This window comes from Schumannella sp. 10F1B-5-1, from assembly GCF_006517535.1.
In the GTDB taxonomy this organism is placed as follows: Bacteria; Actinomycetota; Actinomycetes; order Actinomycetales; family Microbacteriaceae; genus Schumannella.
In genome coordinates this window covers 183,034-195,468 of record NZ_VHQH01000002.1, presented here as the reverse complement: position 1 = coordinate 195,468, position 12,435 = coordinate 183,034, and the positions used below count along the sequence as shown (strand labels likewise).

The window sequence follows — 12,435 nt, the reverse complement described above, 5'->3', positions numbered from 1 at the left end:
CCCACGATCACTTCCCGCTGCGGCGCTTGTTGTAGACGTCGAACGCGACGGCCGCCAGCAGCACCAGGCCCTTGATGAGCGACTGGAACTCGGTGCCGACGCCGAGGATCGACATGCCGTTGTTGAGGATGCCGATGATCAGACCGCCGATGATGGCCCCGGTCACGCGGCCGATTCCGCCCGTGACCGCCGCGCCGCCGATGAAGACGGCGGCGATCGCATCCAGTTCGAAGCCATCGCCGGCCTTCGGGTTGGCGAGGTTCAGCTGCGCCGTGAACACGAGCCCGGCGAGCGCCGAGAGCACGCCCATGTTGACGAACAGCAGGAAGGTGACCCGCTGCGTCTTCACGCCCGACAGCGCCGCCGCGTTGAGGTTGCCGCCGATCGCGTAGACGTGACGGCCGAAGACGCTGCGCGCCATCACGGCCGAGTAGACGACCACGAGCACGGCCAGGATGACCAGCACGATCGGGGTGCCGCGATAGCTCGCGAGCAGGTAGGCGACGAGCAGGATCAGCACGGTCGTGAACGCGGTCTTCGCCACGAACCACGGCATCGGCTCGTCTTCGACGTTGTAGCGGCGGCGCACCAGACGACCCCGGATGCCGGCCGCGATCAGGGCGACCGCCGACAGCACGCCGAGCACGATCGTCAGCGGCTCGACGAAGCTGACGCCGCCGCCGAGGTCGGGCAGGAAGCCCGAGCCGATCGCGCGGAAGCCGTCGGGGAAGGGCGAGATCTGCTGGTTCTGCAGCGTGATCTGGGTCAGTCCGCGGAAGGTCAGCATGCCCGCCAGGGTCACGATGAACGCCGGGATCTTGAAGTAGGCGATCCAGAAGCCCTGCCAGCATCCGATCAGCGCTCCGAGCACGAGGCAGAGCACGGCGGCCACCGGCCACGGGATGCCCCACTTCGTGATCATCACGCCCGCCATCGCACCCGTGAAGGCGACGACCGAGCCGACCGAGAGGTCGATGTGCCCGGCGATGATGACCATCACCATGCCGATCGCGAGGATCAGGATGTAGCTGTTCTGCACGACCAGGTTCGACACGTTGATCGGCTTGAGCGTGATGCCCTGCGTCGCCACCTCGAAGAACACGACGATGACGATGAGCGCGATGAACAGGCCGATCTGACGCAGCTGACCCGCGAGGAAGCGGCTCGCGCGCTGCAGCACGCCGGTCTGCGGCGCGGGGGTGGTGGCGGTCACAGGTGGTCCTTCTCTCGTTCCTGCGTCATGTGCTGCATCAGGCGCTCGGCGGTCGCGTCCTCGCGACTCAGCTCGGCGGTGATGCGGCCCTCGGACAGCGTGTAGATGCGGTCGCAGATGCCCATGAGCTCGGGCAGCTCCGAGGAGATGACGATGACGCCCTTGCCCTCGTCGGCGAGCCGGTTGATGATTCCGTAGATCTCGTACTTGGCCCCCACGTCGATGCCGCGGGTGGGCTCATCGAGGATGAGCACGTCGGGGTTCGCGTACATCCACTTCGACAGCACGACCTTCTGCTGGTTGCCGCCGCTGAGCTTGCCGGTCACCGCCTCGACGGTCGGCGCCTTGATGTTCATGCTCTTGCGGTAGCTCTCGGCGACGACCACCTCGCGGCTCTCATTGACCCAGCCCATCCGGGCCAGCGACGGCAGCGCCGAGGCGGAGATGTTGTGGCGGATGTCGTCGATCAGGTTGAGCCCGTAGCGCTTGCGGTCTTCGGTGGCATAGGCGATGCCGGCCTTGATCGCGGCCGACACGGTGTTCGTCTTCACCTCGACGCCGCGCTTGAGCACGCGCCCGCTGATGCCGACGCCGTAGCTGTGGCCGAAGACGCTCATGGCGAGCTCGGTGCGGCCGGCGCCCATGAGACCCGCGATGCCGACGATCTCGCCCTCGCGCACACTGAGGTTCGCCTCGCGCACCACCACCCGGTCGTGGTCGATGGGATGGTGCACCGTCCAGTCCTCGATGCGCAGCAGCTCGGGCCCGACGTGCGGCTCGTGGTCGGGGAAGCGGCTCTCGAGGTCACGGCCGACCATGCCGCGGATGATGCGGTCCTCGCCGAGCAGCTCATCCATCTCGAGCGTCTCGATGTTGCGGCCGTCGCGGATGATCGTCACCGCATCCGCGATCGCTTTGATCTCGTTGAGCTTGTGGCTGATGATGATCGACGTGATGCCCTGCTTCTGCAGCTGACGCAGCAGGTCGAGCAGGTGCTCCGAGTCGCTGTCGTTGAGCGCCGCGGTCGGCTCGTCGAGGATCAGCAGCTTCACCTTCTTCGAGAGCGCCTTCGCGATCTCGACCAGCTGCTGTTTTCCGACGCCGAGCTCGCTGATGCGGGTGATCGGGTTGTCGTTGAGCCCGACGCGGGTGAGCAGCTCGGCTGCCTCGCGGTTCGTGCGGTTCCAGTCGATGAAGCCGAAGCGCGAGCGCTCGTTGCCGAGGAAGATGTTCTCGGCGATCGAGAGGTAGGGGCTCAGGGCGAGCTCCTGGTGGATGATGACGACCCCCGCATCCTCGGAGTCGTTGATGTTCTTGAACGCGACGCTCTCGCCGTCGAAGACGATCTCGCCGTCGTAGCTGCCGTGCGGGTAGACGCCCGACAGCACCTTCATGAGCGTCGACTTGCCGGCGCCGTTCTCGCCGCAGATGGCGTGGATGCTGCCGCGCTCGACGTCGATCGACACGTCGCGCAGGGCGAGCACGCCGGGGAAGCTCTTGGTGATGCTGCGCATCTCGAGGATGTTGTCGGCCAACATCGGTCCTCTCCATCGAGGTGGGTGGTGCGGGGGGGTGAAGCCGGGATGCGGCGGGGCGCCCGAGGACGCCCCGCCGCGCGGGTCGAGCCGCTTACTTCAGGTCGGCCTCGGTGTAGTAGCCCGAGTCGACGAGCACCTTCTTGTAGTTGTCCTTGGTCACGACGGTCGGCTGGAACAGGAAGGTCGGAACGACCTTGACCTTGTTGTCGTAGCTCTTCGTGTCGTTGACCTCGGGCTTCGTGCCCGTGAGCAGGTCATCTGCCATCTTCACGGCCTCGTCGGCCAGCTGACGGGTGTCCTTGTAGATGGTCGAGTACTGCTGGCCCGCGATGATCGACTTGACCGAGGCGGCCTCGGCATCCTGACCGGTGATGATCGGCAGGGCGTCGGTGGCGTAGCCGGCGCTGGTCAGCGCCGAGATGATGCCGATCGACAGGCCGTCATAGGGCGAGAGCACCCCATCGACCTTCTTGCCGCCCGAGTAGGTCGACGCGATGAGGTCCTGCATGCGCTTCTGCGCCGTGGCCGGGTCCCAGCGCAGCGTCGCGACCTGCGTGAAGCCGGTCTGGCCGCTGCCGACGACGAGCGTGCCGTCGTCGATGTACTTCTTCAGGGTGTCCATCGCGCCGTTGTAGAAGAAGGTCGCGTTGTTGTCGTCGGGGCTGCCGGCGAAGAGCTCGACGTTGAACGGCCCCGTCGAGCCCGTCTCCTTGCCGTCGGCGTCGAGCACACCGAGACCGGTCAGCAGGCTCGTCGCCTGGTCGACGCCGACCTTGTAGTTGTCGAACGTCGTGTAGTAGTCGACGTTCTTGTTGCCGTTGATGAGGCGGTCGTAGGCGATGACCTTGACGCCCTGCTCGGCGGCCTGGTCGAGCTGGTCGCTCAGCGCGGTGCCGTCGATCGACGCGACGATGAGGATCTTCGCGCCCTTCGTGAGCATGTTGCTGATCTGCTGCACCTGCTGGGGGATCTTGTCGTCGGCGTACTCGAGGTCGACCTTGTAGCCGAGCTTCTCGAGGCCCGACTTGACCGCGTCGCCGTCCTTGATCCAGCGCTCGGAGGTCTTCGTGGGCATGGCGACGCCGACCAGGGCGCCCTTGTTGTCGCCGCTGCCGGTGTCGCCGCCGGCGCCGCCGCGGCCGCCCGAGCAGGCGGCCAGGCTGACCGCGACGCCCAGCGCGGCGACGCCGAGCAGGGCCTTCTTGATGGTTCTGCTGTTCACGGTGTTCCTTCCTGAGATGACGGCTGTGTCATCGGGGTGGTGGTGAGGGGTGTGGTGCCAGGTGGTGGATCAGGTCGGTGGGCGTCGGCGCGGGATGCCGTGCCGGGCGTCGGATCAGGGGATTCAGATGGGTGGATGCGCGCGCAGCTCGCGCGTCGCGGCGACCGCGCCGGGCAGGTCGGCGCCGCCGATGCGGTGCCCGCCGGCCTGCACGAGCGCGCCGAGTCCGGGATCGATGCGGTAGCGCCGCGCGTGCTCGGCGACCGCGTGCGGATCGACGTCGCCGCCGGGGGTGTGCGGCACGACGCTGGCGTCGTCCTGCACCAGGGCGAAGCCCTCGGGCCCGTGCGGCGCGAGGCCGTCGGGGGTGATGAGGAACAGCGGCTCGTCGGCGACGCGCGCGCTCACGCGGTCGCCCGCATCCAGCAGACCCTCGTCGCGCAGCTGCGCGTCGGCCTCGGCGATCGCCTCGCGCGTGCGGGCCACGGCGACCTCGAGCTCGGCGGCACGCGCGGTCATGCGCGGCGCTCCTGCATGGTTCCCAGCACGGCGACTCCGATGTCATCCGCTCATGTGACCGTTCACACGAGGTGGGGAGACTTTACCGCTGAAACGGTCACATCCGTCAAGGGGCAGTTTTCGCGGTTACTGCCGAAGCGCCGTCGACGCGCTGTCGCGGGCCGCCGTCAGCGGCGCGGCGGCGCCGTGGATGCGCGCACCACGAGCTCCGGAGGCACCATCGACGCATCGCTCCGGGCCTCGCCGCGCAGCTGAGCGAGCAGCAGCGCGAGCGCGCGCCGCCCCAGCTCGGGGAAGTTCTGCCGCACCGTCGTCAGCGGCGGAGCGAAGTGCGCGGCCTCGGGGATGTCGTCGAAGCCGACGATCGAGATGTCGCCCGGAACATCCAGCCCCATCTCGCGGCAGGCGTGCTGCAGCCCGAGCGCCATCTGGTCGTTGCCGGCGAACACGGCCGTGAAGTCGCGCACCCGCAGCAGCTCGAGCCCGGCGTAGTAGCCGAACGACGACGACCAGTCGCCCAGGATCGGCGCCCGCGTGCGCAGGTCGTGCGCGTCGAGCTCGCGCAGGTAGCCCTGCATGCGCGCCTCGGCCTCGATCCAGTCCTGCGGACCGGCGATGTGCAGGATCTCCTCGTGCCCGAGCTCGATCAGGTGCCGGGTCGCGACCCGCGCGCCCTCGACCTGGTCGACGCTGAGGCTGCTGGGCGCATCCGCGATCGCCGCTGACTCGAGTGTGACGACGGGCACCGACAGCCCGAGGGCGCGCACCGCCTCGAACACGCGCACCTGCGGCGCGACGATCACGAGCGCCTCGACGCCCTGGCCGAGCAGGTACTCGACGCTGGCGGCGACCGAGGCGTAGTCGCTCGACGCCGGACTCGTGATGCTGATGCGATAGCCGGCCTCGCGCGCGGCCGCCTCGATCGAGGTGATCGCCGTCGCCGGGCCGTAGTAGGCGGTGGATGCCGACAGCAGCCCGATCGTGCGCGACCGCCCGGCGACGAGGGCGCGGGCGGCGGGGTTCGGGCGGTAGCCGAGCTCGGCGATCGCGTCTTCGACGCGCTTGCGGGTCTCGACCCGGATGCTCGGGCTGTCGTTGAGCACGCGGCTCACGGTCTGGTACGACACCCCGGCGACGCGCGCGACGTCGCGGATGTTCGGCGCGCGCACGGGGTCCATGATTCGAAGGGTAGTGCGCGGCATCGGGGCGGAGCCGCGGGTGGTGGGCGCGACGGCGCGGCTAGCGGCGGGCGCGGCGCGCGACCGCGTCGGCGCAGTCCACGCAGAGCGTGCGCGCAGGGCGGCGCTCGAGCTGCGCATCCGGGATCGACTGAGCGCAGCGCTCGCACACGCCGAACGCGCCGGCGTCGACACGCGCGGCGGCGGCATCCAGCTCGACCAGCTCAGCCGCCGCCTCGGCCCGCGCACCCTCGAGCCGCGACCACTCGTGCGTGAGGGTGAAGCCCTCCGGGTCGTGCTCCTCGTCGGTCCACTCGCCCCGAGCGACGCGGATGCCCACCAGCTGCCGCTCGACGTCGGCGAGCTGCCCGGCCACCACGCCGCGCCGCGCGGCGATCAGGGCGTGCGCGTGCGCGCCATCCGCACCACCGTCGTTCGCCGACCGAGCGTCCATGACCCGGGCCTCAGCGCCCCGCGATGACGTCGGCGATCCGCGCCGGCCACGCCGTTCCTGTGCCCGCGCCGGGCCGCGACTCGGCGCGATCCGCCGCGCGATAGGCGGCGTAGATGCCGTGCACCGCCAGCCAGCGCAACGGCTCGGGCTCCCAGCTGCGGGCGCGGTGCCCGACCCAGGGCAGCCGCGTGCGCTCGGTGTCGCGCTCGAGCACGAGGTCGGCCAGCGTGCGTCCCGCCAGGTTCGTCGCGGTCACACCCGTGCCGACGTAGCCGCCGGCCCAGTAGGTGCTGCCGGCCGCGCCGCCCGATGCCCGGTTCACGCCCACCGTCGCCGCCCAGTCGCGCGGCACCCCGAGCACGCCCGACCAGGCGTGCGCGATGCCGGTGGATGCGGCGGCCGGCCCGGCCAGCACCGGGAAGAACGAGCGCAGCAGCGCCGTCAGCCCCGTGATCGTCGCCTCCTGCGTGCGCCCGTCGCGATCCACCCGCGAGCCGTAGCGATACGGAACCCCGCGCCCGCCGAAGGCGATGCGGTCGTCGGCCGTGCGCTGCGCGTACATGTAGACGTGCGCGAAGTCGCCGAGGGTGTCGCCGTGCTTCCAGCCGATCTCATCCCAGGCCGCCGCCGGCAGCGGCTCGGTCACGATCAGCGACGAGTTCATCGGCAGCCAGGTGCGGTGCTCGCCGCGCAGGTCGGCCGTGAAGCCCTCGGTCGCCCGGATCACGTGCGCCGCCCGTACCGTGCCGTGGTCGGTGATCGCCGCACCGGCGCGGATCTCGCTCACCCGCGTGCCCTCGTGGATGTGCACCCCGAGCCGCTCGACCGCCTCCGCCAGCCCGCGCACGAGCTTCGCCGGGTGGATGCGCGCGCAGTGCGGATGCCACAGCCCCGCCACCGCGCCCGCGACCCGCACCCGCTCACCGGTCTGCGCCGCATCCCACTCGACCGTGTCGGTGTGCGGCCACGCCGCCTCGGCGAGCGCCGTGCTGCGCAGCCGGGCGGCCTGGGATGCGGAGCGCGCCACGTTCAGCTCGCCGCCCTTCACGATGTCGGCGTCGATGCCCTCGGCCGCCGCGACCCGGATGACCTCGTCGACCGTCTCGTTCAGCGCGCGCTGCTGGGCGACGGCAGCATCCCGCCCGTGCGTCGCGACGTAGCGCTCGCGCCCGCCGGTGACCGAGTTCGTGAGCCAGCCGCCGTTGCGCCCCGAGGCGCCGAAGCCCGCGAACTCGGCTTCGAGCACGACGACGCGCAGGTCGGGCTGGGCGCGCTTCAGGTAGTAGGCGGCCCACAGCCCGGTGTAGCCGGCGCCGACGATCGCGACGTCGGCATCCACATCACCGGGCAGGGGCGCGCGCCGCGGTGTCGACGCCGTGTGCCCCAGGTCGCGCCACCACCAGGAGACCTCGCCGTTGCGCGTGCCACCCGTCCCTCGCGTTCCGCCGTCGACCTCGCCGATGCCCTCGCTCATCCCGACCTCCTGCGGCGAAGCTACCGCGCCGCGCCCTCCTTCACGGGCGCTTCATCCACTGTGAGAATGTCCCCGTGGAAGCGCTCGTGCCGATCCCCCATCCCGGCGTCCCGCTCGAATACGGCACGCCGGGCGCCCCCGGGCTCGTGGTCGTGCACGACTGGTTCGGCCGCCTGCCCTGGCTCGAGGGCTATGCCGAGGCACTCGCCCGCGTCGGCTTCCGCGTGCTCGTGCCCGACCTCTACGAGGGCGTCGCGACGGTCGACGCCGAGCAGGCCGAGCGCCTTCTCACGACCCTCACGAACGACGGCGTCGACGCCGAACTCGACCTCGCCTTCGAGCAGCTGCGCGGCGAGGGCAGCGAGCGCGTCGGCGTGATCGGCTTCTCGATGGGCGGCTGGCATGCGCTGCGCTTCGCCCAGACCGGGGCCGTGGATGCGGTGGTCGCCTACTACGCGACGCTCGGCGAGAGCGTGCACGGCGTTCTGCCCGCCCCCGTGCTGCTGCACCTCGCCGAGACCGACGAGTGGCCCGAGGGCGCCGAACCCGACGCCTTCGTCGCCCGCCTCAAAGACGACGGCACCCCGATCGAGCAGCACGGCTACTCCGGCACCGCCCACGGCTTCGCGAACGCGACGGCGAGCGCCGACTTCGACCGGGATGCGGCGGCGCTGGCCTTCGCCCGCTCCGCCTCGTTCCTGGAGTCGCAGCTCTCGAGCTGAGTCGCAGGGGTCTCGCAGGCTGGCCTGCGGCCCTCGACCCCGATAATCTGTGCCGATCGGCGCCCTCCCGAGGCGCCACGGGGGATCGGAGCCGACGATGGGATCGTCACCCAACCGCGTGCTCGGCACGATCTTCGGCGCGTTCTTCGTGGCGATCGGCATCTGGGGCTTCGTCCTGCCCGACGGCGGCGCGATCCTCGGCATCTTCGGCGTCAACCTGCTGCACAACTGCGCGCACCTGCTGATCGGGCTGATCCTCGCGGTCGCCGCGATCTTCGGCGGCGTCGCCTCGGCCCGCACGGTCAACACGATCGTCGGCGCGGCCTACCTCGTGCTCGGCGTCGCGGGACTGTTCCTGCTCGGAACCCCGGTGAACTTCCTCGCGATCAACGCCCCCGACAACGTGCTGCACTTCGCCAGCTCGGTCGTGCTGCTCGCGGTCGGCCTCGGCGCCGAGCGCCCGAAGGCGAAGAAGCCCGTCACCCGCTGACGCCCGCGCCCACCCGCTGACGTCGCCGGCTCGCCGCCCGCTCACCGCTGCCGTGTCACCCATCCTGCGCATCTGGCTCGGCTTCGCCGCGCTCGGCGCCGGTCTCATCCACCTGGCGCTCGTGATCGGCGCCCCGCCCGGTCTCGCCGTCGCGTTCGCCCTGCTCGGCGCGGCCGAGTTCGCCTGGGGGACGTTCTGCTTCGCCCGGGACGAGCCGCCGCTGCAGCGCCTGGCCCTGCTGTTCGTGCTGCTGCCGCTCGTCGGCTGGATCGTGGTGCTGCTCGCGGCATCCGCCCTGCACTCGACCGACGTGACGGCGGCGCTGCGCCCGCTGCCGCTCGTGATCGCGACCCTGCTCGACACCGTCGTCGCGGTCGGACTGGCGCTGCGGATGCGCGGCCGGCGCCGGGCCGAGGAATCGGGTGCGTCCGAACCCGAGGTCGAACCTGCCGCCGACGAGCATCCCGCCGCCCCCGCCTCCCTCGCGAGCACCGCCCGGTTCCTCCTCGGCGTCGGCGCCGGAGCGCTCGTGATCGCCGCCCTCACGACGACCGGCCTCAGCGCGACCGAGGCCGGCAGCTTCCCCTCGGTGCACGAGCTGAACTTGCCGGGGCTGCACCTGCACTGAGGCGGGTGCCCTGCGCCCTACGCCGAGATGCCCGGGATCGCCGTCACGCGCGACATGAATCGCCGCACCGCATCGTCGACGATGATGTCGCTCGGCCGCAGCGGCCGGGTCATGTAGAGCCCTTCGAGCCGCGTGATGCGCGACAGCGCCACATAGGTCTGCCCCGGCGCGAAGCTGCGCGGACCCAGATCGATGATCGCCTGGTCATAGCTCTTGCCCTGCGACTTGTGGATCGTGACCGCCCACGCCAGCCGCAGGGGGAACTGCGTGAACTCGGCCACCACATCCCGCTGCAGCTGCTTCGTCGCGGCCGAGTAGCGGTAGCGGTAGCGCTCCCACGTGGCCGGCAGCACCTCGTGCAGCTCGCCATCGACGTCGACCCACACGGTGTCGTCGATGCGCTCGACCGTGCCGACCGTGCCGTTGACCCAGCGCCCGTCGCCGCCGGCGTCGTTGCGCAGGAACATCACCTGCGCGCCCTTCTTCAGCTCGAGCTTGTCGTCGGCGGGGAAGGCGCGGTTGCCGAAGTCGCCGGTCACCTCCGCGCGGGCGGTCAGGATGCGACCGGGCAGCCGGGCGAGCTGCTGGCCGTTGATGCGGTTCACGGTCGCGTTCGTCGTCGCGAGCGTGATCGTGCCGTCGTCGGGGGCGGGCCGCGCGCCGACCGTGTTGAGGCGGTGCGCCATCTCGGCGGTCACGCTGCCGTGCCGCACGGCGGTCAGCAGCTGCTTGAACTCGAGCTCGTGCTGGCGGTGGATGGTGCCGAGCTCGTAGACGGTGAGGTCGGCCTCGTCCCACACCTTCGCGTCGAAGAACCACATCGAGCGGTAGCGGTCGGCGAAGTAGGCGCGCTCATCCTCGTCGCCGGGAACCGGCGCGAGCTGCCACGGGTCGCCGAACAGCACGATCTGCGCCCCGCCGAAGGCCTCGTGCGGGCGGCCGCGCGCCTGACGCAGCGACCGGTCCATCGCATCCAGCAGGTCGGCGTTCACCATCGAGACCTCGTCGACGACGAGCGTCTCGATCGCGCCCAGCAGCTTGCGCAGCTCGGCGCTCTGCTCGATCGCCTGGTCGGCGATCACGCCGATCGGCAGCCGGAACAGCGAGTGGATGGTCTGGCCGCCGACGTTCAGCGCGGCGACGCCGGTCGGCGCGCAGATCGCGAGCGCCTTCGAGCTGTTCCACGAGAGGTGCTCGAGCAGGGTCGACTTGCCGGTTCCGGCCCGCCCGGTCACGAAGATGTGGCCGTTGGTCGTCTCGATCGCGTCGAAGACGGCCTGCTGCTCGGGCGAGAGCTCGGGCAGCGCCATGACACCTCCGGACGGCGCAGGTCACGCAGAGCGTGCGCGCGGGTCGGCATCGCACCGGTGGGCGCGACCCGACGATGGTAGCCGGGATGCGCATCCGCACGCCCCGGTTCTCCACCGCGGCGTCGGCCGCACCGGCGGCCTCGGCGAGTCCGGGCTCAGCGCTCGAGCATCCCCGGCGAGCCCATGACCGTCGCCGCCGTCATCCGCAGCACGACGCGCTCGGGGTTCGGCCGCGGCTCGCGGTAGCGAGCGGCGTAGCGGCGCTCGGCGTCGGCGACGGCCGCCGCATCCTCGTCGATCTCGGCGGCGCCGGCGAAGCTGATCCAGCGCGCGCCGTCGAGCTGGCAGATCGACGCCCGGCCGGTGCGCAGCACGTTCAGCACCTTCTGCGTGCCGCCGGAGGTGATGACGCGCAGGGTGCCGTCATCCCAGGTGAAGCCGACGGCGACCGAGTGGATGCCGCCGTCGCGGGCGAAGGTCGAGAGCGTCGCGAGGTGGTACTCGCTGAGGAAGGTGAGCGCGTCGGCGCCGAGGCGCACGTCGGAGAGGGCGGGCATGGGTGGAACTCCGTTCGGCGCGACGGGGGACGACCGTCGTGCGAACCGCCGTGCGACGCCCGGCAGGTGCGCCTCCATTCTGGCGGGTGCGCGCGGCCGCATCGCACAGGCCGTGACCGCGTCATCCGCCCCTCCGTAGGATGTGAGCGTGCGTCGTTCTGTCGTCTCCTGGCTCGTGGCCGTCGGTCTCGTGCTGGTGGCGAGCATCGGCGGCGTGGTCGCCCTCAACGGCACCGCGTTCAGCGCCGGCTCGTTCGTGCGCGACTACCTCGACACCCTCACCCGCGGCGACGCCGAGAGCGCCCTGCGCATCCCGGGCGTCGACGCCGACGGCGCGAACGCGCACCTGCTCAGCACGGCGGTGCTGCGCACGGGCGCGAAACTCACCGACGTGGCGCAGGTCTCCGACACCGAGTCGGCGGGCATCCACACCGTCACCTTCCGCTGGCGCGCCGGCGGACAGCAGGGCGAGACCAGCTTCGAGGTCGAGCGCTCCGGCTCGCGCTTCGCGTTCTTCCCGGCCTGGCGCTTCGCGACCTCACCCGTCGCGACGCTGCCGGTCTCGGTCGCAGGCGACACGAGCTTCCGCGTCAACGAGGTGCCGGCGTCGGTCGACGGCGACGCGAGCGAGGGCACCGAGTACGCCCTCTTCGTGCCCGGCGCCTACGAGGTGGATGCGCGCACCCGCCTGCTGGCCGCGACCGCGCAGACCGTCGTGCTCGACTCCACCGGCGATGCCGACGCGGTCGAGCTCGAGGTGCAGCCGACCCAGGGACTCACCGACCGCATCCAGAAGGAGGTCGACGCCTTCCTCGACTCCTGCGCGACGCAGAAGGTGCTGCAGCCGACCGGATGCCCGTTCGGCCAGGAGATCGAAGACCGGGTGTCGTCGCCGCCGACCTGGTCGATCGACTCCTACCCCGACGTGCAGATCACGGCCGGCGACGCGACCGGCGAATGGCGCGTGAGCCCGACGTCCGGCACGGCGAACCTGTCGATGGATGTGCAGTCGCTCGCCGACGGCACGATCACGAAGTACGACGAGGACGTCGACTTCCAGGTCGCCTACGACATCACGATCGACGGCGACAGCGTCACGATCACCCCGGTCGACCCCGAGGGGTGAGCGC

Annotated in this window: 13 protein-coding genes; 4 read left to right on the top strand and 9 right to left on the bottom strand. The window is 71.0% G+C overall.

What is annotated here, in order from left to right; genetic code table 11:
• Nucleotides 1–7: 7 nt before the first annotated feature.
• The 7 genes from mmsB to FJ658_RS02500 form a co-directional block, all read right to left on the bottom strand.
• On the bottom strand, nt 8–1,213 hold the full coding sequence (gene mmsB / locus FJ658_RS02530) for a multiple monosaccharide ABC transporter permease (protein WP_181408298.1): 1,206 nt from the start codon (nt 1,211–1,213) through the stop codon (nt 8–10).
• On the bottom strand, nt 1,210–2,751 hold the full coding sequence (mmsA, locus tag FJ658_RS02525; protein ID WP_305004190.1) for a multiple monosaccharide ABC transporter ATP-binding protein: 1,542 nt from the start codon (nt 2,749–2,751) through the stop codon (nt 1,210–1,212). Before mmsA ends, mmsB begins: the two co-directional genes overlap by 4 nt.
• A gap of 91 nt (nt 2,752–2,842) precedes the next feature.
• On the bottom strand, nt 2,843–3,973 hold the full coding sequence (gene chvE / locus FJ658_RS02520; protein WP_255447511.1) for a multiple monosaccharide ABC transporter substrate-binding protein: 1,131 nt from the start codon (nt 3,971–3,973) through the stop codon (nt 2,843–2,845).
• 123 nt (nt 3,974–4,096) lie between these two features.
• The gene (locus FJ658_RS02515) at nt 4,097–4,492 is read right to left on the bottom strand and encodes a hypothetical protein (protein WP_141143808.1); all 396 of its coding nucleotides are present in this window, start codon (nt 4,490–4,492) and stop codon (nt 4,097–4,099) included.
• A gap of 167 nt (nt 4,493–4,659) precedes the next feature.
• Entirely contained in the window at nt 4,660–5,670 is a 1,011-nt protein-coding gene (locus FJ658_RS02510) for a LacI family DNA-binding transcriptional regulator (protein WP_141143807.1), read from the bottom strand.
• Between the two features lie 61 nt (nt 5,671–5,731).
• The gene (locus FJ658_RS02505; RefSeq protein WP_181408297.1) at nt 5,732–6,124 is read right to left on the bottom strand and encodes a TraR/DksA C4-type zinc finger protein; all 393 of its coding nucleotides are present in this window, start codon (nt 6,122–6,124) and stop codon (nt 5,732–5,734) included.
• A gap of 10 nt (nt 6,125–6,134) precedes the next feature.
• The gene (locus tag FJ658_RS02500; RefSeq protein WP_141143806.1) at nt 6,135–7,598 is read right to left on the bottom strand and encodes an FAD-binding oxidoreductase; all 1,464 of its coding nucleotides are present in this window, start codon (nt 7,596–7,598) and stop codon (nt 6,135–6,137) included.
• Nucleotides 7,599–7,672: 74 nt separating this feature from the next.
• On the opposite strand from FJ658_RS02500, the gene FJ658_RS02495 reads away from it, so the two are divergent.
• From FJ658_RS02495 to FJ658_RS02485, 3 genes are all read left to right on the top strand, one after another.
• Entirely contained in the window at nt 7,673–8,320 is a 648-nt protein-coding gene (locus FJ658_RS02495) for a dienelactone hydrolase family protein (RefSeq protein WP_141143805.1), read from the top strand.
• A gap of 97 nt (nt 8,321–8,417) precedes the next feature.
• Nucleotides 8,418–8,810 (top strand): DUF4383 domain-containing protein, encoded by a 393-nt coding sequence (locus FJ658_RS02490; RefSeq protein ID WP_141143804.1) that lies wholly within the window; start codon nt 8,418–8,420, stop codon nt 8,808–8,810.
• Between the two features lie 52 nt (nt 8,811–8,862).
• Nucleotides 8,863–9,438 carry a hypothetical protein gene (locus FJ658_RS02485; RefSeq protein ID WP_141143803.1) on the top strand — a complete coding sequence of 192 codons (576 nt, stop codon included), beginning with the start codon at nt 8,863–8,865 and terminating at the stop codon, nt 9,436–9,438.
• A gap of 17 nt (nt 9,439–9,455) precedes the next feature.
• Here the strand turns inward: FJ658_RS02485 and FJ658_RS02480 are convergent, their stop codons facing one another.
• Both FJ658_RS02480 and FJ658_RS02475 read right to left on the bottom strand, forming a co-directional pair.
• Entirely contained in the window at nt 9,456–10,748 is a 1,293-nt protein-coding gene (locus FJ658_RS02480) for an ATP-dependent RecD-like DNA helicase (RefSeq protein ID WP_141143802.1), read from the bottom strand.
• Nucleotides 10,749–10,903: 155 nt separating this feature from the next.
• Nucleotides 10,904–11,305 (bottom strand): TIGR03618 family F420-dependent PPOX class oxidoreductase, encoded by a 402-nt coding sequence (locus tag FJ658_RS02475; protein ID WP_141143801.1) that lies wholly within the window; start codon nt 11,303–11,305, stop codon nt 10,904–10,906.
• A gap of 148 nt (nt 11,306–11,453) precedes the next feature.
• On the opposite strand from FJ658_RS02475, the gene FJ658_RS02470 reads away from it, so the two are divergent.
• Nucleotides 11,454–12,431: a hypothetical protein gene (locus tag FJ658_RS02470; protein WP_141143800.1), complete on the top strand. Its 978-nt coding sequence runs from the start codon at nt 11,454–11,456 to the stop codon at nt 12,429–12,431.
• Nucleotides 12,432–12,435: the final 4 nt, after the last annotated feature.

Excerpts from the sequence above, each read along its gene's own strand:
- FJ658_RS02515 (WP_141143808.1), bottom strand. The coding sequence starts at position 4,492 with ATGACCGCGCGTGCCGCCGAGCTCGAGGTCGCCGTGGCCCGCACGCGC.
- FJ658_RS02490 (WP_141143804.1), top strand. The coding sequence starts at position 8,418 with ATGGGATCGTCACCCAACCGCGTGCTCGGCACGATCTTCGGCGCGTTC.
- FJ658_RS02480 (WP_141143802.1), bottom strand. The coding sequence starts at position 10,748 with ATGGCGCTGCCCGAGCTCTCGCCCGAGCAGCAGGCCGTCTTCGACGCG.
- FJ658_RS02510 (WP_141143807.1), bottom strand. The coding sequence starts at position 5,670 with ATGGACCCCGTGCGCGCGCCGAACATCCGCGACGTCGCGCGCGTCGCC.
- FJ658_RS02500 (WP_141143806.1), bottom strand. The coding sequence starts at position 7,598 with ATGAGCGAGGGCATCGGCGAGGTCGACGGCGGAACGCGAGGGACGGGT.
- FJ658_RS02505 (WP_181408297.1), bottom strand. The coding sequence starts at position 6,124 with ATGGACGCTCGGTCGGCGAACGACGGTGGTGCGGATGGCGCGCACGCG.
- FJ658_RS02475 (WP_141143801.1), bottom strand. The coding sequence starts at position 11,305 with ATGCCCGCCCTCTCCGACGTGCGCCTCGGCGCCGACGCGCTCACCTTC.
- mmsA (WP_305004190.1), bottom strand. The coding sequence starts at position 2,751 with ATGTTGGCCGACAACATCCTCGAGATGCGCAGCATCACCAAGAGCTTC.